Below are 23,180 nucleotides of genomic sequence, written 5' to 3'. Positions count from 1 at the left end.
ACGACAAACCCCGACACGGGGGTCGGGGTTTGCAGATGTTTCCGAAACGCGGTTACTCGGCGACAGCCTTGCCGGCAGCGGCTGCCTTGCTGCGCCAGTGCGGCAGCGAGTTCCAGTAGCGCGCGCCCTTGGCGTCGTCGTACATGCCTTCCCAGCGCGAGATGACCAGCACGGCCAGGGCGTTGCCGATCACGTTCAGTGCGGTACGGGCCATGTCCATGATGCGGTCGACACCGGCGATGAAGGCCAGGCCTTCCAGCGGGATGCCCACGCTGCCCAGGGTGGCCAGCAGTACCACGAAGGACACGCCCGGTACGCCGGCGATACCCTTGGAGGTGACCATCAGGGTCAGCACCAGCATCACCTGCTGGCTGATCGACAGGTCGATGCCGTACAGCTGGGCGATGAAGATGGCCGCGATGCTCTGGTACAGGGTCGAACCGTCGAGGTTGAACGAGTAGCCGGTCGGCACCACGAAGCTGCTGATGGCCTTCGGCGCGCCGTAGGCTTCCATCTTCTCGATCACGCGCGGCAGCACGGTCTCGGAGCTGGCGGTGGAGTAGGCCAGTACCAGTTCATCCTTGAAGATGCGGAACAGCTTGAACACCGAGAAGCCGAACAGCTTGGCCACCAGGCCCAGCACGGCAATGGCGAAGAACAGGATGGCGACGTAGACCAGGATCACCAGCTTGGCCAGCGGCAGCAGCGAGCCGAAGCCGAAGTTGGCCACGGTCACGGCGATCAGGGCGAACACACCGATCGGCGCATAGTTCATGATCATGTGGGTGACCTTGAACATGGTCTCCGACACGCCCTGGAAGATCTTCACCAGCGGCTCGCGGGTTTCACCCGGCAGGCTCGACAGGCCCAGGCCGAAGAACACCGAGAAGAAGATGATCGGCAGCATGTCGCCACGGGCGATGGCCGCGAAGATGTTCGACGGGATCAGGTTGAGGATGGTGGCGATGAACGCGTGGTCATGGGAAACCTCGGAGGTGGTCTTCTCGTATTGCGAGATGTCCACGGTACCCAGGGTGCTCATGTCGATGCCGGTTCCAGGGTGGAACACGTTGGCCAGCAGCAGGCCCACGACGATCGCGATGGTGGTCACGACCTCGAAATACAGGATGGTCTTGAGGCCGATGCGGCCCAGCTTCTTCGCGTCGCCCACTCCGGCGATACCGACGACCAGTGACGAAATCACGATCGGGATAACGATCATCTTGATCAGGCGAATGAAGATGTCACCAGCCGGTTGCAGGACGTTACTGATCCACCAGGCCTTTTCGGCACTGAAGTGGTTGAGCAACGCGCCCAATGCAATGCCCAGTACCAGACCGATGAGGATCTGCCAGGCGAGGCTGAGTTTTGCCTTCTTCATATTATTACCCTTGCTTCAAGTGAATCCGGGACATCTGCGTTAGATCCGCCGTAACCCGCAGGCTTGAGCCTTGCAAGCTCGTTCAGGCAGGTCTGCGGATGCCCCCGTAGAAGGTTTTCGCGACCGAACCCATGCGGCTCTGGCCATCGAAAAAAGGCGCAACTATTCCGATGCAGGCTCGCGACGTCTAATGCCGTAAACGCCTACCCTATGCCGAATCGGCATGATATTTTTTGTGGCGAACGGACGTCACAACGGGTTGCTCTACACCCGTTCGGATTATCGACAGTGGCCGAAACGGCACCCAATCAGCCGATACGCCCCTTTAAACGGGGGGTTGGCCGAGCATTGTTCGACAATCCGAACGCGCTTTTCGCGCGGCGGCGGTGGAGCAAGAGGGAAAAAAATCGCGATAGATGGTCAGCCGCGCTGCGACAAAAAGTCCCTGCCTGAAGCCCTTACCAGCCGACCAAACGCAAAAAAACCGCCGAAGCTCACCTGGCGGTTCTTTCAAGTATCAAGCTCTCCGGAAGTCCGGCCATTGCTGGCACGCGGACTTCCGTCGCAGCTTTCTCCTGACCTGGCCCACGGCTGGAGGCACTCCCTGTACCCCTAGGTCACTCCGATCATGCGGCAATCAAAGCGTCCCGGCCCCTTGGTCATGCGTCGGCCCTCCTCGGGCGGGCGCAGTTAGTAGAAGCTAAATCATTGAAAAGGTTCAGCTTCTTTGGAAACCACTGGTCAGTACCAGTTTGGGTCCTTTTTAAGTTGCTCCATCAACAGGGCTTGCATGCCCTGGTCCGGATTGCCCAGCCAACGGTAGTCGGCGTGGCGGGTCGGCGACTTGTCGGCGGGCAGCCCCTCGGGGACGTCCACCAACATGCCGTACGCGTGCTTCTTGTTCCAACTGAAGGCAACAATCAGCCGGTGGTTCTTGCAGACCTGCTGGCTTTCGCACAGCGGGCCCACCAGGTACTTGTCGCCACCTTCTTCCACGGCCGACATCTGCTGCTCGGAAACGCCCGTGAGGTTCAGCACCCAATCGGGCACCCGTTCCTCTTTCCTGACGACGCCTTGCCATGTGTCGCGGTACTGCGGGTCGCTGCTCAACAAGCCGTTGACCTGCACCTGGCCGTCATTGGCCGCCACCGCCATGCCACCGCAGCCCAACAGCAGGGCCACGGTGGCAGCCTTGAAGGTCATGCCTTTCATTGGCGTCAGCCTCGGCCACGACGGCCAAAGATGAAGGAGGCCACGAACAGCACCAGGAAGACGATGAACAGGATCTTGGCGATCCCGGTCGCGGCGCCAGCGATACCACCGAAGCCCAGTACCGCGGCGATGATGGCGATGATCAGGAATGTGACTGCCCAACTCAACATGGTGACTCTCCTTACCGTTTTTTAAATGGGGTGCTGCCTACTGCGATCTCGCCAGGGGCGAGGCTTCATCTAGAACACCCAGCTCTGGTGCCGCTCCACCTGGTCGTTGCTCTCGGCCCGTTGCAGCAAGGCCGTGTCTTGGGACGGGTGGACGGCGCCGGCGCTGACGGCATTGAAATGCGGATAGCTGATTGCCGGATGGGCCTGGGCCAGTTGCGCCTCGTGGCCTTCGTGCCAGTGCTGATAAAACTGGCCGGCAAGCAGGGTGATCATCAAAGCAAGGGTCACGGACAGACCCTGTTGGATCTGCTGGGAAGAGATCGGCAAATGGGCTAGACATTGGCGGCTCATCCTGTAACTCCTCTTGGTTTGATGATCATCACTGCTTGATAGGGATATTGCAGACAGCGTGCCAGTTTTAAATTAAGAAAAATTTCAATGAAATCAGGTGGTTAAGACGTAGAAACAAGACCCTGTGGCGAGCAACCTGCACGATGGCCACAGGTTGCTCGGGCGTTTTGCACGATGGGCTCAGCCGGTGCTCTTGCCGGCTACCTTGAGCAGGTCGGCGTCCACCCCGCGCACGCCGCGAATGTTGCGGGCGATTTCCACCGCCTGGGCCTTCTCTTCGGTGCTGGCCACCACGCCGCCCAAGGTGACCATGCCGCTTTTGGTGTCGACCTTGATGTTGATGCCATCCACGTCGCGGCTATATAGAAGGCTGGCCTTGACCTTGCTGGTGATCCACGCATCGCTGATGGAGGCCTCGGTGGTCTTGGCCTGGGCTTCGGCCTGGGTGGTCTGGGTGTCGGCGGCACCCAGGCTGATCAGGTTGTTCACCTGGGTCACGCCCTCGGTGTTCTGCGCAAGGTCGCCGGCCATCTGCTTGGCGTCGGCGGTCTGCGCCTGGCCCTTCAGGGTCACCACGCCGTTCTGGGTGTCCACCTCGGTGTCCAGCGCCTGGGTGGCGCTGTTCCACAGCAGCTTGGACTTGATGGTGGCGGTCAGGGTGGCGTCATCGAAACGCTGGGCGATGCGCTTCTGCACGGGCGGCTGGTTGGCCAGGGTCGGGTCCACGGTCAGCAGATTGTCGACCTTGGTGATGCCGGAGGTCTGCGCGGCAATCTGCTCGGCCAGGTCGCGGTCCACCTCGTTCTCTACCTGGCCCTTGAGCGTCGCTACCCCGTTGGCGACGCTGACGTCGATCTTGAACGGGCTCAGGTGACGATTGAGGGCGAAGGCCGTCCAGATCGACCCTTCCTGCCGGGCGGCTTGCAGTTGGCTGCTGACCTGGTTGGTGTCGAGGGTCGCGGCGTGGCTCATGGCGGGCGCCAGCACGGCGCCCAGTGAACAGGCCAGGGCCAGGCGTTTGAGGGCATTCATGACAAAGCTCCTTATTACAGACGGTCGGGTGAGACCCGCAACGGCCATGCCAAGGGCTTAATTTTCTATTTTTTCTTTGGGAACCAGTGGGTTAGTGCAGTTATCAACAGATAGTTACCATGCAGGTCGCCGAATGAATCAGAATTGACCATGCAACTTGCCCGATTATTCTGACACTAACCCAAGACAATTCTTAAAGGAGCGTAGGAAAATGGAAGCTGGCACGGAACACCAAGGCCGAATCCTCTTGGTGGATGATGAGTCCGCCATCCTTCGCACCTTCCGTTACTGCCTGGAAGACGAAGGCTACAGCGTCGCCACCGCCAACAGTGCGGCGCAGGCTGACGCGCTGATGCAGCGCCAGGTGTTCGACTTGTGCTTCCTGGACTTGCGCCTGGGCGAGGACAACGGCCTGGACGTACTGGCGCAGATGCGCATCCAGGCGCCGTGGATGCGCGTGGTGATCGTCACCGCCCACTCGGCGGTGGACACCGCCGTGGACGCCATCCAGGCCGGCGCCGCCGATTACCTGGTCAAGCCCTGCAGCCCAGACCAACTGCGCCTGGCCACCGCCAAGCAGCTGGAAGTGCGCCAGCTGTCGGCCCGCCTGGAAGCGCTGGAAGGCGAGGTGCGCAAACCCAAGGACGGCCTGGACTCCCATAGCCCGGCCATGATGGTGGTGCTGGAGACCGCCCGCCAGGTGGCCAATACCGACGCCAACATCCTCATCCTGGGTGAGTCGGGCACGGGTAAAGGCGAGCTGGCCCGTGCCATCCACGGCTGGAGCAAGCGCGCGAAAAAAGCCTGCGTGACCATCAACTGCCCGTCGTTGACCGCCGAGCTGATGGAAAGCGAGCTGTTCGGCCACAGCCGCGGCGCCTTCACCGGCGCCAGCGAAAGCACCCTGGGCCGGGTCAACCAGGCCGACGGCGGCACCCTGTTCCTCGACGAGATCGGCGACTTCCCGCTGACCTTGCAGCCCAAGCTGCTGCGCTTCATCCAGGACAAGGAATACGAGCGCGTGGGCGACCCGGTCACCCGCCGCGCCGACGTGCGCATCCTCGCCGCCACCAACCTCAACCTCGAGGACATGGTGCGCGAAGGGCGCTTCCGCGAAGACCTGCTGTACCGCCTCAACGTCATCACCCTGCACCTGCCGCCCCTGCGCGAGCGCAGCGAGGACATCCTGACCCTGGCCGACCGCTTCCTGGCGCGCTTCGTCAAGGAATACGCCCGCCCCGCGCGCGGCTTCAGCGAGGAGGCACGGGCGGCGCTGCTCAACTATCGTTGGCCAGGCAACATCCGCGAACTGCGCAACGTGGTGGAACGCGCCAGCATCATCTGTGCCCAGGAACGCGTGGAAGTCAGCCACTTGGGCATGGCCGAGCAACCGGCCAACAATGCCCCGCGCATTGGCGCGGCGCTGAGCCTGGATGAGCTGGAAAAAGCCCACATCGGCGCCGTGCTGGCCACCAGCGACACCCTGGACCAGGCGGCCAAGACCCTGGGCATCGACGCCTCGACGCTGTATCGCAAACGCAAACAGTACAACCTGTGAGGTTGCCGATGAAGTTGCGGACCCGGCTGTTTCTCAGCTTCTCGGCGCTGATCACCGTGGCCTTGCTGGGCCTTGCCCTGGGGTTGGTCAGCGTGATGCAGCTGGCCAGGTCCCAGGAAGGCCTGGTGCACTACAACTTCGTCTCCCTGGACCTGGGGCTCAAGCTGCGCCAGAACCTGGGCGACCAGTTGATCATGATGCTCAACGAGCAGTCCGACAAGAACGCCCTGGCCAACTCCCAGCAGCAGTTCCAGGACCTGATCAGCCAGGGCCTGGCCCATGAGCAGGAACACGACCAGCCCGCCGGTTTCACCCAGACCGCCCGCGACTACCAGCGCTTCCTGGCCGCCTACCAGCAGGCCATCGCCCAGGACGGCGACATCAGCGACAACCCCGCCTTCAGCGACGCCCTCAACGCCCTGCGCAACGGCATGCTCGACGCCCACAAGCAGGCGCTGGACAACATCAATACCGCCCAGGAAAGCACCCACGAACGTGCGGTCATGGTCTCGGCGCTGCTGGGGCTGGTGGGCCTGGCGGTGCTGCTGATCGGCTTCTTTACCGCGCACAACATCGCCCGGCGCTTTGGCGAACCCATCGAGGCGCTGGCCACGGCCGCCGACAACATCAGCCAGGGCAATTTCGATGTGGCCTTGCCACAGTCTTCGGCGGCCGAGCTCAACCAACTGACCCAGCGCTTCGACACCATGGCCCAGGTGCTGCGCAAGCACCAGGAAACCAACGTCGACGAACTGCTGGCCGGCCAGCAACGCCTGCAGGCGGTGCTCGACAGCATCGACGACGGCCTGCTGATGATTGACCGCGAGGGCCGCCTGGAGCACCTCAACCCGGTAGCCCAGCGGCAATTGGGCTGGGAAAATGACCGCGTGGGCATGGGCCTGGGCGAGGCCTTGCAGCGCCCGGAGATGGACACGCAGCTGAAGCTGATCCTGCGCGGCGGCAGCCTGGAGCGGGCGCTGGAAGACCTGAGCTTCGAGCTGGACGGCGAAACCCGCCTGCTGGCCTACAGCCTGACCCCGGTCAGCCACACCGAGGGGCATATCCTCGGCGCGGTGATGGTGCTGCACGACGTCACCGAGCAGCGCGCCTTCGAGCGGGTGCGCAGCGAGTTCGTGCTGCGCGCCTCCCACGAGCTGCGCACCCCGGTCACCGGCATGCACATGGCCTTCGGCCTGCTGCAGGAGCGCGTGCACTTCGCCCCCGACTCCCGCGAGGCCGACCTCTTCGACACGGTGAAAGAAGAGATGCAGCGGCTGATGCAGCTGATCAACGACCTGCTGAACTTCTCCCGCTACCAGAACGGCCTGCAGAAACTCACCCGCGGGCCGTGCGCCATCGACGACCTGCTCAGCCGTGCCCAGCAGCGCTTCACCGAGCAGGCGCGGGAGAACGATATCGACCTGGTGATCGAACACCAGGACGCCCTGCCGCGCCTGCACGCCGACCAGGCCCAGCTGGACCGCGTGCTCGACAACCTGCTGGACAACGCCCTGCGCCACACCCCACACAGCGGGCGCATTCGCCTGCAGGCGCGGCGCCATGCCGAACGGGTGATCATCAGCGTGGAAGACAACGGCGAGGGCATTGCCTACGGCCAGCAGGGGCGCATTTTCGAGCCCTTCGTGCAGGTGGGCCGCAAGAAAGGCGGCGCCGGCCTGGGCCTGGCGCTGTGCAAGGAGATCGTGCAGCTACACGGCGGGCGCATGGGCGTGTATTCACGCCCGGGGCAGGGCACGCAGTTCTACATGACCCTGCCGCTCTAGGCCTCGTCGTCGATGCGCCGGCCCGCCAGGCGCCGGCCGCGGGTCACCAGTTCGCTGAACTGCCGCGCGTTGAGCGGGTGGGCAAACAGCCAGCCCTGGCCGTAGTTTACCCCTTCACTGCTCAGCAGCAGCGCCTGGGCCTCCAGCTCGATGCCCTCGGCAATCACCCGCAGCTGCAACGCGTGGGCCATGCGAATGATGTGCGGGGCCACGCCGCTGCTGGCGGCGTCATGGCCCAGGGCGTCGATGAACGCCTTGTCGATTTTCAGGCAGTCCACCGGCAGCGTCTGCAGGTAGGCCAGGCTGCAATAGCCGGTGCCGAAGTCGTCGATCAGCACTTGATGGCCCACGTCCCGCAAGGCTTGCAGGTTGTCACGCGCCACCACCACGTCAATCAGGCCGCGCTCGGTCACTTCGAAGGCAATCTGGTGCGCCGACACCCGGTGCTGGGCCAGCAGCCGTGCGACCACGCGGCCAATGCGCGGCACCATCACGTCGACGGCCGCCAGGTTCACCGAGACATACAGGTGGGGGTTGGCACGAAGCAGCTGGCCTAACTGTTCCAACAGCTGTTGCAGGACAAAATCGGTGATTTCGCGAATCTGGCCGGTGTTCTCCGCCATGGGGATGAACAGATCGGGGCTGGTCAGCGTGCCATCCGGGCGACGCCAGCGCACCAGCGCCTCGGCGCCCACGCATCGTCGGCTGTTGAGGTCGAAGATCGGTTGGTACAGCACCTTCAGCTCGCCCCGGCGCAACGCCCCCTGCAGTTCATTGCTCAGGGAGCGGCGTTCGCGCACCAGTTCAAGCACCATCCAGCCCACGAACCCGGCCAGCAGCAGGCTGCCGGGGAACAGCGCCCACAAGGCCGCGTTCATTTTCGGCAGCAGGTTGGTCCGCGGTGCGATCAACACCAGCTGGTAGTCCGGCGACTTGGTGAACATGCGGTAGATCAGGCTGTCGCGGGTCACCAGCAGCGGCTGTTGCGAGGGCGGCGGCCAATCGCTGGCTGGCGGCCAGGCCTGGGCCGGGCCCAGCACCGGCACTGCGCGCTTGCCCTTGTCGAGTACCACCAGCAGGCTGCCGCCGGGTGCCAGGTCGACCACGTCGGTGAGGTGCCCGCGGGAGGTGGACACGCTGAACGGCCCCCGGCCCAGGCGCAGGGCGGCGAGGTTATCGTCGGGCTGCGTGGTGGTGTTGAGCCAATAGCTGTAGGTCGGGCCCTTGATGTCCGGGGCACGCATGGCCAGGGTGCCAGCCTCGGCCGGGCGGCTGGAGCAGCTTTGCTCGCCATCGTTGTAGACCGCGTCGTAGACGAAGCGGTTGTCGAAGCCCACCTGTTGCAGGGCCGCCGTCATCGCCGGCCCGCAGCCGCGCAGGTTCTGTTCGTTGAGCAGGTCGACGCTCTCGCGCAGCTGGCCGAAGATCTGCTCCAGGCGGTCGAGGAAACGGTCGCCACGGGCATTCATCTGCTCGATTTCAGTCTGCTGGACCTGGTGCATCACCAGCCCGAAACTAGCGCTGAGCAACAGCGCCGCGCACGCGACAGCCGCCAGCGTCGCCATTAACCAGGGACGATAAAGGGCGCTGCGAAGACGCACGTAGGCGGAAGACATGGGTGAATATCCAGTTGCTCACCTTGAGGTATAGCAACTGGACGGGATTTAGCCTTGCCGTTGGGCGGAGCTGGGCAACTCAGCGCTGGCTGTTGAGCGCCTGCAGGATGGCGGCGGTTTCGGCGTCGGGCTCGCCGTCGAAGCGGGCCGGGCGGAAGTGCATCTGGAACGCGGCGATGACGTGGCGGGTGGTGACGTCCAGCTGGCCGGTCTGCACGGTCAGGTAGCCCAGGCGCGACAGCTGCTGCTGGTACCAGGTCATGCTCGGCGGGTTGACCTCGAAGCGGGCCTTGTTGCGCGCCACGGCGCCAGCGTCGGGCCAGATGCCCAGGCCTTCGTCGGCCAGGCGCTTCCAGGGGAACAGCGGGCCCGGGTCCTGCTTGCGCAGGGGGGCGATGTCGCTGTGGCCGATGATGTGCCGTGGTTCGATGTTGTAGCGCTTGACGATGCCCTTGAGCAGCGCTTCCACGGCCTGGATCTGGGCCTCGGTGTAGGGGTACCAGAGCCGGCCGCTGGGGCCGTCGGTGAAGCCTGGGTTGACAATCTCGATACCGATGGAGCTGGAGTTGAGCCAGGTGCGGCCATCCCACTCGCTTTCGCCGGCGTGCCAGGCGCGCTGGCTTTCATCCACCAGCTGGTACACGGTGGGCGGGTTGAGGCCCACCAGGTAATGGGCGCTGACCTCGCCGTGGGTCAGCAGCGCCAGCGAGCGCTCGTCCGATGCCGAGGTGTAGTGCAGCACCACGAACTGAATCCGGCTGTCATGGTTGACCGAGGGATGGCTGCGGTCGATACGCAGACCATTGGTACAGCCCGCCAACGCGAGCAACAGCAGGGCACAGCCGAGGAATTTCATAAAGGTGGGCGGCAACTTGGTGGGCAGTAATGCAATAGTATAACACACCGCCACCACAACCCCGTAGCAGCGGCCAAAGGCCGCGTCATGGCCGCCGCTGTGAGCCTGAGGCACCGCGCATGCAAGACGCAGCCTGCGGCAGCTGCTACATCCTGTGGGAGCTGGCTTGCCAGCGAGTTGTTGGGGCCTAAAAGCTCGCTGGCAAGCCAGCTCCCACAAGACAGTTGCTGCTACGGGGGCGTCAGGCGTGGAGCACGCGGTTGCGGCCAGCCGCCTTGGCGCGGTACAGGGCTTCGTCGGCGCGCTTGAGCACCAGTTCGCTGCGCTCGCCGCCACGGAAGCCGGCGAGGCCGATGGAAATGGTGATGGTCACGCGCTGGCCCTTAAAGTGGAACGGGCAGGCTTCCACCGCCGCGCGCAGGGTTTCCACCAGGCGCACGCCTTCGATCATGGAGGTGTGCGGGATCAACATGACGAACTCCTCACCACCAAAGCGTGCCATGAAGTCCATGGGCCGCAGGCGCTTGCGCAGTTCGTTGGCGATGATCTTCAGCACCTTGTCGCCGGCCAGGTGGCCGTAGCTGTCGTTGATGGACTTGAAGTGATCTAGGTCCAGCATCGCCAGCAGCAGCTCGCTGCCGTCCTCCTGGCGCAGGGCCACGGCCTGCTCCAGGCGCTCGGTCCAGGCCGCGCGGTTGGGCAGGCCGGTGAGCGGGTCGATCAGCGCCTTCTGGCGCTGCTCTTCCAGGTGCTCGCGGTAGCCCTGGGCTTCGCCTTCCATGCTGGCCACGCGTTCGGCCAGGCCTTGCAGGCGCGTGGCAATTTCCTGTTCGCGCTGGTCGCGTTGCTGCTGGTGGGCATCAATGGTGCCGATCAGGCCTTCCAGACGCTGTTCCAGGACCTGCTTGAGGCTGGCCACGTCGGTGGCGCCCTGCATGCTGGTCTGCATGCCATCGACGTGCTCGCGCAACTGGTTGTCCAGCTCGCGGGCGGCCGAGCGGCTGTCGGCATGGCCTTCGCTGGCCGCCTGCAGATGGTTCTGGAAGGTATCCAGGCGCTCGTTCAACTGCTTGAGGTACAGCTCGAAATCATGCTGGCCGCTGTCGTTGATGGCCAGCGTCAGGGTGGCCAGGTCGTCGAGAATCGGCAGCAACTCGTACCAGTTCAGCCCGTGGCGCAGCCGGTCCTGCATGGCCTCGGCCTGCGGGCGATGCCGTTCCGGTAGCGTCAGGTCGTTGAGCAGCCCCAGCAGGGTTTCTTCGATGTGCGCGGCCACCGAGCTGTAGGACGGTTCTGGCGAGGGGGGCAGGGCGTACAGCAGCTCCTCGCCAGGCTCCTGGGGATCGATGGCGGCGATCGCCTCGGCCATTACCGAAGGCAGCGGCAGGCGGTCGATGAACACCGGCGGCGCGACCTCGGGGGCAGCGGCGGGCGGCTCGCTGGCGGCGGCCAGCACCGTGGGTACGAAGGGCTGCACCTGCAGGGCCGGCTGCTCGTCGACCGGCTGCGCCACTGGCTCGTCGGGCTCCGGGGGCTGGGCCGGCTGCAGCAGGGGCTGTAGTTGGGGCGCGGGCTCAGGTGCAGCCACTTCAACAGGCGTCGGTGCAGGTTGCGGCGCCAGGGCTGGGGTTTCAGCTGCCGGCGCAACATCAAGCACCTCAACCGGCGGCGCCTCCACCACGGCCGGGGCGGCAGCAGCGACGGGCTGTGGCTGCACAGGCGAAGGCTCTGGCACGGCTTCCGGCTGCTCGGCGTCACGGCCACCGAACAGGCGCTGGAACAGCCCCTGGCGCTGCGAGTCGGCGGTATGCTCAATGCCCGCCAGGGCCTGGCCTTGCAGGCCACTGAGTTCACTGAGCAGCAGCGGAATCTCCCGCGCCTGGCCGGCGCGTTCCTCCAGCTGCTTGGCAAACTTCTTCAGCGGCTTGCTGACATCGCGGGGCAGCGGCAGCGTCTGCAATTGGTCGACCAGCGCGGTCAGTGCAGTGCTGATCTGGGTGACACGGGTTTCGCGGCGCTGTTCGGAATCCAGCACGGCCTTTTCCAGGCGTGGAATCAGTGCGGCCAGCCCGGCGTCCATGTCGTCGGTGCGCACCACCTCGCGCATTTCCTTCATGCACTGGTCCACGGCCTTGTCGGTACCCTCGGCAGCCAGGGTGCTGCGCACCAGGCCGCGGCGCAACAGGTCGAGCCGTGCATTCCAGCGGCGCTCCAGCTTCTCCTGCTGTTCAATACTCTTGAGGTACTTCTCTTTCCAGCGCTGGGCTTCTTCGGTCATGCCAAGGGTCTGCGAGGTGAGGGGCGAAGCGCCGGCAGCGCGTCGGCCACGAGGGTGTCGGGCAAGCGGATCTCTACCGCCACGGGCAGATGATCGGAAATGGGTTGGGCCAGCACCTGCACCCGTTCTAGGGTCAGGCTGGGGCTGAGCAAAATATGATCAAGGCAACGCTTGGGCTGCCAGCTGGGAAACGTGGCTTCGGCCTGGGGCGCCAGCAGGCCCAGGTCGCGCAGGGGCGAATGCTGCAGCAGGTCGCTGGCATGGGTGTTCATGTCGCCCATGAGGATCTGGTGCTTGTAGCCGCCAATCAGTTCGCGAATGTAGGCCAGTTGCCGCGCCCGGGTACGCGTGCCCAGGGCCAGGTGCATCATGACCACCACCAGCGCCTCGTCACCCTCGCCAAAGCGCGCCAGGATGGCACCGCGGCCGGCCGGGCCGGGCAACGGGTGGTCTTCCAGGCTCCAGGGGCGCAAGCGGCTGAGAATGCCGTTGCTGTGCTGGGCCAGGCGGCCAAGGTTGCGGTTGAGTTGCTGGTACCAGTAGGGGAAGGCGCCCAGGTGGGCCAGGTATTCGACCTGGTTGACGTAACCGGATCGAATGCTGCCGCCGTCCACCTCCTGCAGGGCCACCAGGTCGAAGTCAGCGAGCAGGCTGCCGATCTTCTGCAGGTTGTTGGTGCGGCCGGTGTGCGGCAACAGGTGTTGCCAGCTGCGCGTCAGGTAGTGGCGGTAGCGTTCGGTGCTGATGCCAACCTGGATGTTGAAACTGAGCAGGCGCAGCCGGCCATCCTCGGGGAGGCCGCTGGTGTTTACATGATGCTCGTTGACCCGCGGATCACGCAGGCCAACGACACGTTCGGTTCTCCAGCGGCGCACAGGTCACCTGAGGTTAGTTGGCAGCGCTCTTGTTGGCTGCACGTTCTTTGGCAATCAGTGCATCGGCCACTTTCAGCGTTTCTTCAGGGCCACCTGCAGTGCCAAGGTCAAAACGGTACTTGCCGTTGACGATCATGGTCGGCACGCCCTGCACACCGTAGGCCACGGCCAGGTCTTTGTACTGCTTGACCTTGCCCTGCACCGCGAACGATTTGTAGGTTTCCAGGAACTTGGCGCGATCCACGCCCTGGGTGGCGACGAAGTCGGCCATCTGCTCAGGGTCGGTCAGGCGCTTGCCTTGTTTCTGGATGGCGTCGAACACGGCCGAGTGCACCTTGTGCTCCACACCCATCATGTCGAGGGTGATGAACAGTTGGCCGTGCAGGTCCCACGGGCCGCCAAACATGGCAGGGATGCGGATGAAGTGCACGTCAGCCGGCAGCTTCTCGATCCATGGGTTGATGGTTGGCTCGAAGGCGTAGCAGTGCGGGCAGCCGTACCAGAACATTTCGACCACTTCGATCTTGCCAGGCTGGGCGACCGGCACCGGGCTGGTCAGTTCCACGTATTGCTTGCCCGCTTCCAGCGGGGCATCGGCGGCTTGGGCGGTCATGCCGAACAGGCTGGCTGCGACCAGCGCGGCGCCGAGGATCAGATTACGCATGCTTTACTCCTGAGCAAAAAGGGATCGCCATGCGGCGACGGGCCGTGAGACCCGTTGCCGAAGGGTTCAGTTCGCTAGTGTAACGGCAGACTTCATGAAAAAGGGCAGCCATGGCCGCCCTTTTTAATTGTTTCATTTCAAGGCAAGACAAGCGCTTCAGTGCAGGCCCTGCACGTAGGACGCCAGGGCCTCGATGTCCTTGTTGCTGAGCTTGGCGGCGATGCTGCGCATGACCATGGTGTCACCGTCGTTGGTGCGGTTGCCCTCGCGGAAGTCAGTGAGCTGCTTGGTCACGTACTGCGCATGCTGGCCGCCCAGGTGCGGGAAGCCAGCCATGGGGTTGCCGACGCCGTTGGGCGAGTGGCAGCCGGTGCAGGCCGGCATCCCGCTATCCAGCTTGCCGCCGCGGAACAGCGCCTCGCCCTTGGCCACCAGGTTGGGGTCGGCGGCGCCGACGCTGCCGTTCTGGCTGTTGAAATAGGCGGCAAGGTCAGCCAGGTCCTGGTCGCTGAGGTTGGTCAGCAGGCCAGTCATCTCGGGCACCTGGCGCTTGCCCGACTTGATGTCGTGCAGCTGTTTGTCCAGGTAGCGCTGGCCCTGGCCGGCCAGTTTCGGGAAGTTGGGCGCCATGCTGTTGCCGTCCGGCCCGTGGCAGGCACCACAGACCGCCGCCTTGGCCTGCCCGGCAGCCGGGTCACCCGCCGCATGGGCCATGCCGGTCAGCCCTGCTGCGGTCACAAGCAGACTTACTATTATTTTTTTCATCAGCTAATCCAACTACGGCTAAGGGTGATAGATCTGTGCCGCAGGCTTGGGCCGCTCATCCAGTGGATTACGGTCTTGTAGTCTTCGGCACTGCAGTCCGTGCACAATCCACGCGGCGGCATAGCCTTGAAACCCTGTATTACATCAAAGACGCTAGCAGCAAGCCGCTGTTTCGTCCTGAAACGAGAGGTTCAGGGTTGGGGAAATTTGCGTTCTAATGCGCAACTACGACAGAGATGCCCCCAAGGTGTGTCCCCGGCAACGGGACAAAGCACACACGAAATCTACGGCATTATATACTACCGACGTCAGCGAAGCGGAAACGACCCGCCTGCCAGGGCCCTTGCCCGGCGTCGCCCCACAGCGGAAATCACATGCAAGTCAAAAACCCCATCCTCGGTCTGTGCCAACAGGCTACCTTCTCGCTCAGCGCCGCCAAGGTCGACCAGTGCCCCGACGACGAAGGCTTTGAAGTAGCCTTCGCCGGCCGCTCCAACGCCGGCAAGTCCAGCGCCCTGAACACCCTGACCCACGCCAGCCTGGCGCGCACATCCAAGACCCCGGGGCGCACGCAGCTGCTGAACTTCTTCCAGCTGGACGAGGAACGCCGCCTGGTGGACTTGCCCGGCTACGGCTACGCCAAGGTGCCAATCCCGCTCAAGCAGCACTGGCAGCGCCACCTCGAGGCGTACCTGGGCAGCCGCGAGAGCCTCAAGGGCCTGATCCTGATGATGGACATCCGCCACCCGATGACTGACTTCGACCAGCTGATGCTCGACTGGTCGGTGGCCAGCCACATGCCCATGCACATCCTGCTGACCAAGGCCGACAAGCTGACCTACGGCGCGGCCAAGAACACCTTGCTCAAGGTGCAGTCGGAAATTCGCAAGGGCTGGGGTGATGCGGTCAGCATCCAGCTGTTCTCGGCGCCCAAGCGCATGGGCCTGGAAGACGCCTACGCCGTGCTGGCGCGCTGGATGGAACTGCCGGACAAGGTCGAAGGCTGAATTCCAGGCAAAAAAAACCCCGGACTTCGTATGGGGAGGGGAAGTTCGGGGTCCAAGTTCCGGACCGCTAGGGCGGGGTCCAGATATCTGCCAACACTTAACACAACATAGGAGCATCGAACGGCTTCACCAGCCATTCAGGTACTCTGAGTCGGGTTTGACAGGTTTAGTTCCCGCACCGCTCAAAACTTATTGTCCTAAGCGGGTGGCTGCTTAGACGCGGCCTTCGGCCGCTGCTACGGAGGTTGCGGTCCGGACGCCCGAACGCATCGCCATTCCGCGTCCGAACACAACCCCCGTAGCAGCGGCCAAAGGCCGCGTCCGAACGCACCGCTATCAGTGCGCCTCGTCCCAGTTATTGCCCACGCCCACTTCCACCAGCAACGGCACATCCAGTTCGGCGGCACCGCTCATGTGCGGGCGGATCTGCTCGCTGACCTGCTCGACCAGGTCTTCGCGCACTTCCAGCACCAGTTCGTCGTGTACCTGCAGGATCACCCGGGCGTCCAGGCCCGACTCGCCCAGCCAGCCATCCACGGCCACCATGGCGCGCTTGATGATGTCCGCCGCCGTGCCCTGCATCGGCGCGTTGATGGCGGTACGCTCGGCGCCCTTGCGCAAGGCCGGGTTCTTGGCGTTGATGTCGGCCAGGTACAGGCGGCGGCCAAACAGGGTTTCCACGTAGCCTTGCTCGGCGGCCTGGGTGCGCGTGCGCTCCATGTAGGCCAGCACGCCGGGGTAGCGGGCGAAGTAGCGGTCGATGTATTCCTTGGCCTGCTTGTTGTCGACGCCAATCTGCTTGGCCAGGCCGAAGGCGCTCATGCCGTAGATCAGGCCGAAGTTGATGGCCTTGGCGCTGCGGCGCTGGTCGATGGTGACCTGCTCCAGCGCCACGCCGAACACTTCCGCGGCCGTGGCACGGTGCACGTCGAGGTTGTTCTGGAAGGCGTGCAGCAGGCCTTCGTCCTTGGCCAGGTGGGCCATGATGCGCAGCTCGATCTGCGAGTAGTCCGCCGCCAGCAGCTTGTAGCCCGCCGGTGCCACGAAGGCCTGACGGATGCGCCGGCCTTCGGCGGTGCGGATGGGGATGTTCTGCAGGTTCGGGTCGCTGGACGACAGGCGGCCGGTGGCGGCCACCGCCTGGTGGTAGGAGGTGTGGATACGCCCGGTGCGCGGGTTGATCTGCTCCGGCAGGCGGTCAGTGTAGGTGCTCTTCAGCTTGCTCAGGGAGCGGTACTGCATCAGCACCTTGGGCAGCGGGAAGTCCTGCTCGGCCAGCTCCGCCAGCACCGCTTCGGCGGTGGACGCCTGGCCCTTGGCGGTCTTGTTGAGCACCGGCATGCCCAGCTTGTCGTAGAGAATCACGCCCAGCTGTTTTGGCGAACCGAGGTTGAACTCCTCACCGGCGATCTCGTAGGCCTGGCGCTCCAGCTCGGCCAGCTTCCCGCCCAGCTCGCCGCTCTGCACGCCCAGCAGCGCGGCGTCGACCAGCGCGCCCTGGCGCTCGATCTTGGCCAGCACCGGCACCAGCGGCATCTCGATGTTATCCACCACGTTGATCAGGCTTGGCGCCGCGGCCAGCTTGGCCTGGAACAGCTGGTGCAGGCGCAGGGTCACGTCGGCGTCTTCCGCCGCATAGGGGCCAGCCTGTTCCAGGGGAATCTGGTCGAAGGTCAGCTGCTTGGCGCCCTTGCCGGCGATCTGTTCGAAGGTGATGGTGGTGTGGCCCAGGTACTTGGCCGCCAGGCTGTCCATGTCATGGCGAGTAGCGGTGGAGTCCAGCACGTAGGATTCAAGCATGGTGTCGAACTTCACACCCTGGACGTTGATGCCCTGGGCCGGATCACCGCCGATGGCGCAGTTGGCCAGGATGTTCATGTCGTACTTGGCGTTCTGGCCGACCTTGGCCTTGGCCGGGTCTTCCAGCAGCGGCTTGAGCGCGCGCAGCACAGTGTCACGGTCCAGTTGCTCGGGAGCGCCCATGTAGGAATGGGTCAGCGGGATGTAGGCCGCTTCGTGAGGCTGCACGGCGAACGACAGGCCTACCAGCTGCGCCTTCTGGGCGTCCAGGCCGGTGGTCTCGGTGTCGAAGGCGAACAGCTCGGCCTGGTTCAGTTTTTCCAACCACGCATCGAAACGCGCCTGGTCGAGGATGGTTTCGTAGCGGGTTTCCACCGCAGCCACCGGGGCGGCCTCGGCCACCACTTCCTGGCCGGCGCGCTTGGCGTCGCGCTGCACCTCATCGATCCAGCTCTTGAATTCCAGCTCGGTGTACAGCTCCACCAGGGCCTCGCGGTCCGGCTCGCCGCACACCAGGGCTTCCACTTCCACGTCGAGCGCGACGTCGATCTTGATGGTGGCCAGCTGGTAGGACAGGAACGCCATGTCCTTGTGCTCTTCAAGCTTGGCCGGCAGGTTCTTCGCGCCGCGAATCGGCAGGGCAGGGACCTTGTCGAGGTTCTCGTAAAGCTCCTTCAGGCCGCCACCGATACCCACCAGCAGGCCCACGGCCGTTTTCTCGCCCACACCGGGAACGCCGGGGATGTTGTCGACTTTGTCGCCCATCAGGGCGAGATAGTCGATGATGTGCTCCGGCCCCACGCCGAATTTTTCCTTCACGCCCTCGATGTCCATGACGCTGCCGGTCATGGTGTTGACCAGGGTCACGTGGCCATCCACCAGCTGGGCCATGTCCTTGTCGCCGGTGGAGATGATCACCGGGCGGTCGGCGGCGGCGCTGCTGCGGGCCAGGGTGCCGATGACGTCGTCGGCCTCCACGTTGTCCACGCACAGCAGCGGGTAGCCCAGGGCGCGCACGCTGGCGTGCAGCGGCTCGACCTGCACGCGCAGGTCGTCGGGCATGCTCGGGCGGTTGGCCTTGTAGTCGGCGAACATTTCATCGCGGAACGTGCCGCCCTTGGCGTCGAACACCACGGCGAACGGGCTGTCGGGGTACTGCTTGCGCAGGCTCTTGAGCATGTTCAGCACGCCCTTGACCGCGCCGGTCGGCATTCCCTTGGAGGTGGTCAGTGGTGGCAGCGCATGGAACGCCCGATACAGGTAGGAAGAACCGTCCACCAGGACGAGGGGAGCTTTGCTCATGAGCAGAATCAACCTTTTCGGCGGGTCCGGCGCTAGAATGTCCGGAACATTGACGACAAAGGGACAAGGTTATCATGCGAACCGCTAAACGCTTGTTGCTGGCCAGTCTGTTGATCGCCTGTCCGATGGCCGTGATGGCCGCGGATGAAGGTGTAACGGCTGATCCGGATGTCACCATTCGCCAGGAAGGCGACAAAACAGTCCAGGAATACCGGCAGAATGGCTTCCTGTACGCGATCAAGATCACCCCGAAACACGGCAAGCCGTACTTTCTGGTTCGCGCCGACGGTACCGATGCCAACTACATCCGGTCTGATCAGCCGGACATGCTGATTCCGGCATGGAAGATCTTCGAATGGAAATGACTCAACCTTAACTTCAACCGGGCACCCCCGACGGGGTGCCAGTATGGGCAAATTTTTCATGTCAGTGTTTACACCCCTGTCGCGGCCTGAGCTTGAAACCTTTCTCGCACCTTACGGCCTGGGCCGTCTTCGCGACTTCCAGGGCATTGCCGCCGGTACCGAGAACAGCAATTTCTTCATCAGCCTGGAACAGGGCGAGTACGTCCTGACCCTGGTGGAACGCGGCCCGGTGCAGGACCTGCCGTACTTCGTGGAACTGCTGGACGTGCTGCACGAGGCCAACCTGCCGGTGCCGTACGCGCTGCGTACTACCGACGGCGTGGCCCTGCGCGAACTGGCCGGCAAGCCGGCGCTGCTGCAGCCGCGCCTGCCGGGCAAGCACATCAAGGAACCCAACAGCCAGCACTGCGTGCAGATGGGCGAGCTGATCAGCCACATCCACCTGGCCACCCGCGACCACGTGCTCGAGCGCAAGACCGACCGCGGCCTGGACTGGATGCTGGAAGAGGGCGAGCGCCAGATCGGCCAGCTGGGCAGCGAGGCCGCTGCCCTGCTGCGCAGCGCGCTGGAAGAGATCAAGGCGCACAAGGCGCAGATCCTGGCCCTGCCACGCGCCAACCTGCACGCCGACCTGTTCCGCGACAACGCCATGTTCGAGGGCACCCACCTGACGGGCGTGATCGACTTCTACAACGCCTGCTCCGGGCCGATGCTGTACGACCTGGCCATCAGCCTGAACGACTGGTGCTCGGACGCCGCCGGCGCGCTGGACGCGCCGCGTGCGCGGGCGATGCTGGGGGCTTATGCGGCGCTGCGACCGTTCACGGCGGCCGAGGCCGAGCTGTGGCCGGTGATGCTGCGCGTGGCCTGCGTGCGCTTCTGGCTGTCGCGCCTGGTGGCGGCGCAGGCGTTCGCGGGAATGGACGTGCTGATCCACGACCCGGCGGAGTTCGAACACCGCCTGGCGTTGCGCCAGCAGGTCAGCGTGGCGCTGCCGTTCGCGCTGTAAGCGCCATTCCGCGTCGCCTTTATCGCGACCAAGGTCGGCTCCTACCAGATCGCGTAGGAGCCGACCTTGGTCGCGATAAAGGCGACGCGGTCCTTCAGAGCTGCTCCAGGCAACCCGCCAGATCGTTGCCCAGCTTCTCCATCAACTGCTCATACCCCTGCGGCGACGCCTCGGCAAAACCACCCAGGCCATCCAGCTCCGCCAGGCGCACCGGCAACCCTGCCGTCAGCGTCTCGGCCAGGCGCGGCCGCGCCGGCGGCTCGCTAAACACACACGACTTGCCCACTTCCTGCAACCGCGCACGCATGGCGGCCACGTGCTGGGCGCCCGGCTGCACTTCGGCGGCCACGCTGAACACACCGGTGTGCTTGACCCCGAACTCATCCTCGAAGTAGTCGAAGCCCTCGTGGAACACGAAGAACGGCTTGCCGGCCACGCCGGCCAGGCGCGACTTCAGGCGGCCATCCAGCGCATCCAGGCGGCCGTCGAAGGCCTTGAGGTTGCCGGCGTAGCGCGCGGCGTTGGCCGGGTCGGCCTTGCTCAGGTCGGCAGCCATGCGCGCGGCGATCACCCGGGCGTTGAAGGTCGACAGCCACAGGTGCGAGTCCAGGCTGCCGGGGCGGTGGTCGTGGTCATGCTCGTCCGGGTCGGCTTCCTCGTGGGACTGGCTGTCCGCGGTAAAGTGGCGCAGCTTGAGGCCAGCCATGTCCTGGATCGTCACCGTAGGCTTGCCACGGGTAGCCACCACGCGCGGCAGGAAGCCTTCCATGTCCGGGCCGATCCAGTACAGCAGGTCGGCGTCGGCCACCCGGCGCACGTCCGAGGGGCGCAGGGCGTAGTGGTGCGGCGAGGCGCCCGGCGGCAACAGCACTTCAGGCTTGCCCAGGCCGTCCTGCACGGCGGCGGCAATCAGCTGCAGGGGCTTGATGCTGGTGAGCACGCGAACCTCGGCCTGGGCGGGCACGGTCACGACAGCGGCAAGGCAGAAACCGACAAAAAGAGTAAAAATGCGGGACACAATGACCACTCAACTGGGCGAGAACAGGTAATATAATAACGTCTCTTGCTGATATCGTCGCCGCTCATGCCCAATACTCCGCTGGCCAACCGCCCCCACGACCACTCCCACTGCGTGCATAGCGCCCTGTCGGAAGCCGATGCCCTGTGCGCACGCATGGGCCTGCGCCTGACCGCCCTGCGCCGCCGGGTGCTGGAACTGGTGTGGCAGAGCCACAAGCCGCTGGGCGCCTACGATATCCTCGCCGTGCTCAGCGACCAGGACGGCCGCCGCGCGGCGCCACCCACCGTGTACCGCGCGCTGGATTTCCTCCTGGAAAACGGCCTGGTGCACCGCATCGCCTCGCTCAACGCCTTTATCGGCTGCAACCACCCCGAGCACGCGCACCAGGGCCAGTTCCTGATCTGCCGCGAGTGCCACGTGGCGCTGGAGCTTGAACAACCCGCCATCAGCCAGGCCATCATCAAGAGCGCCGCCGACGTGGGCTTCAAGGTCGAAGGGCAGACGGTGGAAGTGGTCGGTCTCTGCTCGGCCTGCCAGGCCGCCTGATGAACGATGCCCTGATCCGCCTGGAACAGGTGGCGGTCACGTTCGCCGGCCAGAACGTGCTGGATAACATCCAGCTGAGCGTGCGCAGCGGCGAAATCGTCACCCTGATCGGCCCCAACGGCGCCGGCAAGACCACCCTGGTACGCGCCGTGCTCGGCCTGCTGAAGCCCGACAGCGGCGTGGTGTGGCGCAAGCCCAAGCTGCGCATCGGCTACATGCCGCAAAAACTCCACGTCGACCCGACGCTGCCGCTGTCGGTGCTGCGCTTCCTGCGCCTGGTGCCGGGCGTGGACCGCAAGCGCGCCCTGGCGGCGCTGGCCGAAGTGGGCGCCGAACAGGTCATCGACAGCCCGGTGCAGAACATTTCCGGCGGCGAGATGCAGCGCGTGCTGCTGGCCCGCGCCCTGCTGCGCGAGCCCCAACTGCTGGTGCTGGACGAGCCGGTGCAGGGCGTCGACGTGGCCGGCCAGGCCGAGCTGTACAGCCTGATCACCCGCCTGCGCGACCGCCATGGCTGCGGCGTGCTGATGGTGTCCCACGACCTGCACCTGGTGATGAGCACCACCGACCAGGTGGTGTGCCTGAACCGCCATGTGTGCTGCTCCGGCCACCCCGAACAGGTCAGCGGCGACCCGGCGTTCGTCGAGCTGTTCGGCGACCACGCGCCCAGCCTGGCGGTGTATCACCACCACCACGACCACGCCCATGACCTGCACGGCGAAGTGGTCGCCGGCGAAGGCGACCCCGTTCAAACCCCTCACGTACATGGAGACGGCTGCAAGCATGGCTGATTTTCTGCTCTACGCCTTGCTGGCCGGCTTGTCCCTGGCAGTCGTCGCCGGCCCCCTGGGCTCGTTCGTGGTGTGGCGGCGCATGGCCTATTTCGGCGACACGCTGTCCCACGCCGCCCTGCTGGGCGTGGCCATGGGCTTCCTGCTGGACGTCAGCCCGGCGCTGGCGGTAACCGTGGGCTGCCTGCTGCTGGCGATCCTGCTGGTGACCCTGCAGCAACGCCAGCCGCTGGCGTCCGACACGCTTTTGGGCATCCTGGCGCCCAGCACCCTGTCCCTGGGGCTGGTGGTGCTGAGCTTCATGCACGACGTGCGCATCGACCTGATGAGCTACCTGTTCGGCGACCTGCTGGCCATCAGCCCCACCGACCTTGCCTGGATCCTGGGCGGCAGCGCCGCAGTCATGGTGCTGGTGCTGGCGCTATGGCGGCCGCTGCTGGCGGTTACCGTGCACGAGGAACTGGCCAAGGTCGAAGGCCTGCCGGTGGCGGGCCTGCGCATGACGTTGATGCTGCTGATTGCCATCGTCATTGCCGTGGCGATGAAAATCGTCGGCGTGCTGCTGATCACCTCGTTGCTGATCATCCCGGCCGCCGCGGCACAACGTCACGCTCGCTCGCCGGAGCAGATGGCCTTGGGCGCCAGTATCCTGGGCGTCATCGCCGTGTGCGGGGGCCTGGCGATGTCGTGGTTCAAGGACACGCCGGCCGGTCCGTCCATCGTCGTTTGCGCCGCTACACTGTTCCTATTGAGCTTCGCATTGCCCCGTCGTTGACGCCTCTGTGGGATTTCACAGG

At 64.7% G+C, this 23,180-nt stretch carries 21 protein-coding genes and 1 pseudogene; 8 read left to right on the top strand and 14 right to left on the bottom strand.

The window, feature by feature from the left end; genetic code table 11:
* Nucleotides 1-52 precede the first annotated feature (52 nt).
* The 5 genes from gltP to ACWKWX_RS29235 all read right to left on the bottom strand — a co-directional run bounded on the left by gltP (nucleotide 53) and on the right by ACWKWX_RS29235 (nucleotide 4,146).
* Nucleotides 53-1,381 carry a glutamate/aspartate:proton symporter GltP gene (gene gltP, locus ACWKWX_RS29255; protein ID WP_483829568.1) on the bottom strand — a complete coding sequence of 443 codons (1,329 nt, stop codon included), beginning with the start codon at nucleotides 1,379-1,381 and terminating at the stop codon, nucleotides 53-55.
* Nucleotides 1,382-2,122: 741 nt separating this feature from the next.
* Complete coding sequence (locus tag ACWKWX_RS29250; RefSeq protein WP_483829567.1) at nucleotides 2,123-2,593, bottom strand: inhibitor of vertebrate lysozyme family protein; 471 nt, start codon at nucleotides 2,591-2,593, stop codon at nucleotides 2,123-2,125.
* 5 nt (nucleotides 2,594-2,598) lie between these two features.
* Entirely contained in the window at nucleotides 2,599-2,763 is a 165-nt protein-coding gene (locus ACWKWX_RS29245; protein ID WP_027981030.1) for a DUF1328 domain-containing protein, read from the bottom strand.
* Nucleotides 2,764-2,832: 69 nt separating this feature from the next.
* On the bottom strand, nucleotides 2,833-3,114 hold the full coding sequence (locus tag ACWKWX_RS29240) for a hypothetical protein (protein WP_473005016.1): 282 nt from the start codon (nucleotides 3,112-3,114) through the stop codon (nucleotides 2,833-2,835).
* Nucleotides 3,115-3,294: 180 nt separating this feature from the next.
* On the bottom strand, nucleotides 3,295-4,146 hold the full coding sequence (locus ACWKWX_RS29235) for a BON domain-containing protein (RefSeq protein ID WP_416421746.1): 852 nt from the start codon (nucleotides 4,144-4,146) through the stop codon (nucleotides 3,295-3,297).
* A gap of 211 nt (nucleotides 4,147-4,357) precedes the next feature.
* Here ACWKWX_RS29235 and algB point away from each other — a divergent pair, with 211 nt between their 5' ends.
* A complete protein-coding gene (gene algB, locus ACWKWX_RS29230; protein ID WP_416421745.1) occupies nucleotides 4,358-5,704 on the top strand; it encodes a sigma-54-dependent response regulator transcription factor AlgB in 1,347 nt (448 codons plus the stop codon).
* The gene (locus ACWKWX_RS29225; RefSeq protein ID WP_483829566.1) at nucleotides 5,701-7,488 is read left to right on the top strand and encodes a KinB sensor domain-containing domain; all 1,788 of its coding nucleotides are present in this window, start codon (nucleotides 5,701-5,703) and stop codon (nucleotides 7,486-7,488) included. The genes algB and ACWKWX_RS29225 overlap by 4 nt, the downstream gene beginning before the upstream one ends.
* On the opposite strand, the gene ACWKWX_RS29220 is transcribed toward ACWKWX_RS29225, so the two are convergent.
* From ACWKWX_RS29220 to ACWKWX_RS29190, 7 genes and pseudogenes are all read right to left on the bottom strand, one after another.
* Nucleotides 7,485-9,104 (bottom strand): EAL domain-containing protein, encoded by a 1,620-nt coding sequence (locus ACWKWX_RS29220; RefSeq protein ID WP_473005014.1) that lies wholly within the window; start codon nucleotides 9,102-9,104, stop codon nucleotides 7,485-7,487. The two genes, ACWKWX_RS29225 and ACWKWX_RS29220, sit on opposite strands and share 4 nt — an antisense overlap.
* 79 nt (nucleotides 9,105-9,183) lie before the next feature.
* Complete coding sequence (locus tag ACWKWX_RS29215) at nucleotides 9,184-9,960, bottom strand: N-acetylmuramoyl-L-alanine amidase (RefSeq protein WP_483829565.1); 777 nt, start codon at nucleotides 9,958-9,960, stop codon at nucleotides 9,184-9,186.
* 241 nt (nucleotides 9,961-10,201) lie between these two features.
* Nucleotides 10,202-12,238, bottom strand: coding sequence for a GGDEF domain-containing protein (locus ACWKWX_RS29210; RefSeq protein WP_483829564.1), 2,037 nt, complete (start codon nucleotides 12,236-12,238; stop codon nucleotides 10,202-10,204).
* The gene (locus tag ACWKWX_RS29205) at nucleotides 12,235-13,113 is read right to left on the bottom strand and encodes an endonuclease/exonuclease/phosphatase family protein (protein ID WP_473005011.1); all 879 of its coding nucleotides are present in this window, start codon (nucleotides 13,111-13,113) and stop codon (nucleotides 12,235-12,237) included. Before ACWKWX_RS29205 ends, ACWKWX_RS29210 begins: the two co-directional genes overlap by 4 nt.
* 13 nt (nucleotides 13,114-13,126) lie before the next feature.
* Nucleotides 13,127-13,777 (bottom strand): thiol:disulfide interchange protein DsbA/DsbL, encoded by a 651-nt coding sequence (locus tag ACWKWX_RS29200; protein ID WP_416421739.1) that lies wholly within the window; start codon nucleotides 13,775-13,777, stop codon nucleotides 13,127-13,129.
* Between the two features lie 156 nt (nucleotides 13,778-13,933).
* Nucleotides 13,934-14,542 carry a c-type cytochrome gene (locus ACWKWX_RS29195; RefSeq protein WP_416421738.1) on the bottom strand — a complete coding sequence of 203 codons (609 nt, stop codon included), beginning with the start codon at nucleotides 14,540-14,542 and terminating at the stop codon, nucleotides 13,934-13,936.
* Nucleotides 14,542-14,685 (bottom strand): annotated as a pseudogene (locus tag ACWKWX_RS29190) (hypothetical protein); the annotation flags it as partial. The pseudogene ACWKWX_RS29190 and the gene ACWKWX_RS29195, both read right to left, overlap by 1 nt.
* A 231-nt stretch (nucleotides 14,686-14,916) precedes the next feature.
* Between ACWKWX_RS29190 and yihA the strand changes: the two are divergent.
* Nucleotides 14,917-15,549 carry a ribosome biogenesis GTP-binding protein YihA/YsxC gene (yihA, locus tag ACWKWX_RS29185; protein ID WP_416421737.1) on the top strand — a complete coding sequence of 211 codons (633 nt, stop codon included), beginning with the start codon at nucleotides 14,917-14,919 and terminating at the stop codon, nucleotides 15,547-15,549.
* A 336-nt stretch (nucleotides 15,550-15,885) separates the two neighbouring features.
* Here yihA and polA read toward each other — a convergent pair whose 3' ends face one another.
* A complete protein-coding gene (gene polA, locus ACWKWX_RS29180; protein WP_483829563.1) occupies nucleotides 15,886-18,651 on the bottom strand; it encodes a DNA polymerase I in 2,766 nt (921 codons plus the stop codon).
* A gap of 74 nt (nucleotides 18,652-18,725) precedes the next feature.
* On the opposite strand from polA, the gene ACWKWX_RS29175 reads away from it, so the two are divergent.
* Complete coding sequence (locus ACWKWX_RS29175; RefSeq protein ID WP_416421735.1) at nucleotides 18,726-19,016, top strand: DUF2782 domain-containing protein; 291 nt, start codon at nucleotides 18,726-18,728, stop codon at nucleotides 19,014-19,016.
* A 58-nt stretch (nucleotides 19,017-19,074) separates the two neighbouring features.
* On the top strand, nucleotides 19,075-20,025 hold the full coding sequence (locus ACWKWX_RS29170) for a homoserine kinase (protein WP_473005009.1): 951 nt from the start codon (nucleotides 19,075-19,077) through the stop codon (nucleotides 20,023-20,025).
* Nucleotides 20,026-20,119: 94 nt separating this feature from the next.
* Here ACWKWX_RS29170 and ACWKWX_RS29165 read toward each other — a convergent pair whose 3' ends face one another.
* Nucleotides 20,120-21,043, bottom strand: a complete 924-nt coding sequence (locus ACWKWX_RS29165) for a zinc ABC transporter substrate-binding protein (protein ID WP_476296556.1) — start codon at nucleotides 21,041-21,043, stop codon at nucleotides 20,120-20,122.
* A 66-nt stretch (nucleotides 21,044-21,109) separates the two neighbouring features.
* On the opposite strand from ACWKWX_RS29165, the gene zur reads away from it, so the two are divergent.
* From zur to znuB, 3 genes are read left to right on the top strand one after another with little or no spacing between them, the layout of a single operon-like run.
* Nucleotides 21,110-21,592: a zinc uptake transcriptional repressor Zur gene (gene zur / locus ACWKWX_RS29160; protein WP_473005007.1), complete on the top strand. Its 483-nt coding sequence runs from the start codon at nucleotides 21,110-21,112 to the stop codon at nucleotides 21,590-21,592.
* The gene (znuC, locus tag ACWKWX_RS29155; RefSeq protein WP_473005006.1) at nucleotides 21,592-22,383 is read left to right on the top strand and encodes a zinc ABC transporter ATP-binding protein ZnuC; all 792 of its coding nucleotides are present in this window, start codon (nucleotides 21,592-21,594) and stop codon (nucleotides 22,381-22,383) included. The genes zur and znuC overlap by 1 nt, the downstream gene beginning before the upstream one ends.
* Entirely contained in the window at nucleotides 22,376-23,158 is a 783-nt protein-coding gene (gene znuB, locus ACWKWX_RS29150; protein WP_416421730.1) for a zinc ABC transporter permease subunit ZnuB, read from the top strand. Before znuC ends, znuB begins: the two co-directional genes overlap by 8 nt.
* Nucleotides 23,159-23,180 lie beyond the last annotated feature (22 nt).

The organism is Pseudomonas imperatae (genome assembly GCF_057128625.1).
The sequence above is the reverse complement of the archived record's forward strand: the minus strand, read 5'-3'. Positions and strand labels throughout refer to the sequence as shown.

Excerpts from the sequence above, each read along its gene's own strand:
- ACWKWX_RS29220 (WP_473005014.1), bottom strand. The coding sequence starts at position 9,104 with ATGTCTTCCGCCTACGTGCGTCTTCGCAGCGCCCTTTATCGTCCCTGG.
- ACWKWX_RS29195 (WP_416421738.1), bottom strand. The coding sequence starts at position 14,542 with ATGAAAAAAATAATAGTAAGTCTGCTTGTGACCGCAGCAGGGCTGACC.
- ACWKWX_RS29235 (WP_416421746.1), bottom strand. The coding sequence starts at position 4,146 with ATGAATGCCCTCAAACGCCTGGCCCTGGCCTGTTCACTGGGCGCCGTG.
- ACWKWX_RS29240 (WP_473005016.1), bottom strand. The coding sequence starts at position 3,114 with ATGAGCCGCCAATGTCTAGCCCATTTGCCGATCTCTTCCCAGCAGATC.
- ACWKWX_RS29200 (WP_416421739.1), bottom strand. The coding sequence starts at position 13,777 with ATGCGTAATCTGATCCTCGGCGCCGCGCTGGTCGCAGCCAGCCTGTTC.
- gltP (WP_483829568.1), bottom strand. The coding sequence starts at position 1,381 with ATGAAGAAGGCAAAACTCAGCCTCGCCTGGCAGATCCTCATCGGTCTG.
- ACWKWX_RS29175 (WP_416421735.1), top strand. The coding sequence starts at position 18,726 with ATGCGAACCGCTAAACGCTTGTTGCTGGCCAGTCTGTTGATCGCCTGT.
- ACWKWX_RS29210 (WP_483829564.1), bottom strand. The coding sequence starts at position 12,238 with ATGACCGAAGAAGCCCAGCGCTGGAAAGAGAAGTACCTCAAGAGTATT.
- znuC (WP_473005006.1), top strand. The coding sequence starts at position 21,592 with ATGAACGATGCCCTGATCCGCCTGGAACAGGTGGCGGTCACGTTCGCC.
- polA (WP_483829563.1), bottom strand. The coding sequence starts at position 18,651 with ATGAGCAAAGCTCCCCTCGTCCTGGTGGACGGTTCTTCCTACCTGTAT.
- algB (WP_416421745.1), top strand. The coding sequence starts at position 4,358 with ATGGAAGCTGGCACGGAACACCAAGGCCGAATCCTCTTGGTGGATGAT.
- yihA (WP_416421737.1), top strand. The coding sequence starts at position 14,917 with ATGCAAGTCAAAAACCCCATCCTCGGTCTGTGCCAACAGGCTACCTTC.
- ACWKWX_RS29245 (WP_027981030.1), bottom strand. The coding sequence starts at position 2,763 with ATGTTGAGTTGGGCAGTCACATTCCTGATCATCGCCATCATCGCCGCG.
- znuB (WP_416421730.1), top strand. The coding sequence starts at position 22,376 with ATGGCTGATTTTCTGCTCTACGCCTTGCTGGCCGGCTTGTCCCTGGCA.
- ACWKWX_RS29215 (WP_483829565.1), bottom strand. The coding sequence starts at position 9,960 with ATGAAATTCCTCGGCTGTGCCCTGCTGTTGCTCGCGTTGGCGGGCTGT.
- ACWKWX_RS29250 (WP_483829567.1), bottom strand. The coding sequence starts at position 2,593 with ATGAAAGGCATGACCTTCAAGGCTGCCACCGTGGCCCTGCTGTTGGGC.
- ACWKWX_RS29170 (WP_473005009.1), top strand. The coding sequence starts at position 19,075 with ATGTCAGTGTTTACACCCCTGTCGCGGCCTGAGCTTGAAACCTTTCTC.
- zur (WP_473005007.1), top strand. The coding sequence starts at position 21,110 with ATGCCCAATACTCCGCTGGCCAACCGCCCCCACGACCACTCCCACTGC.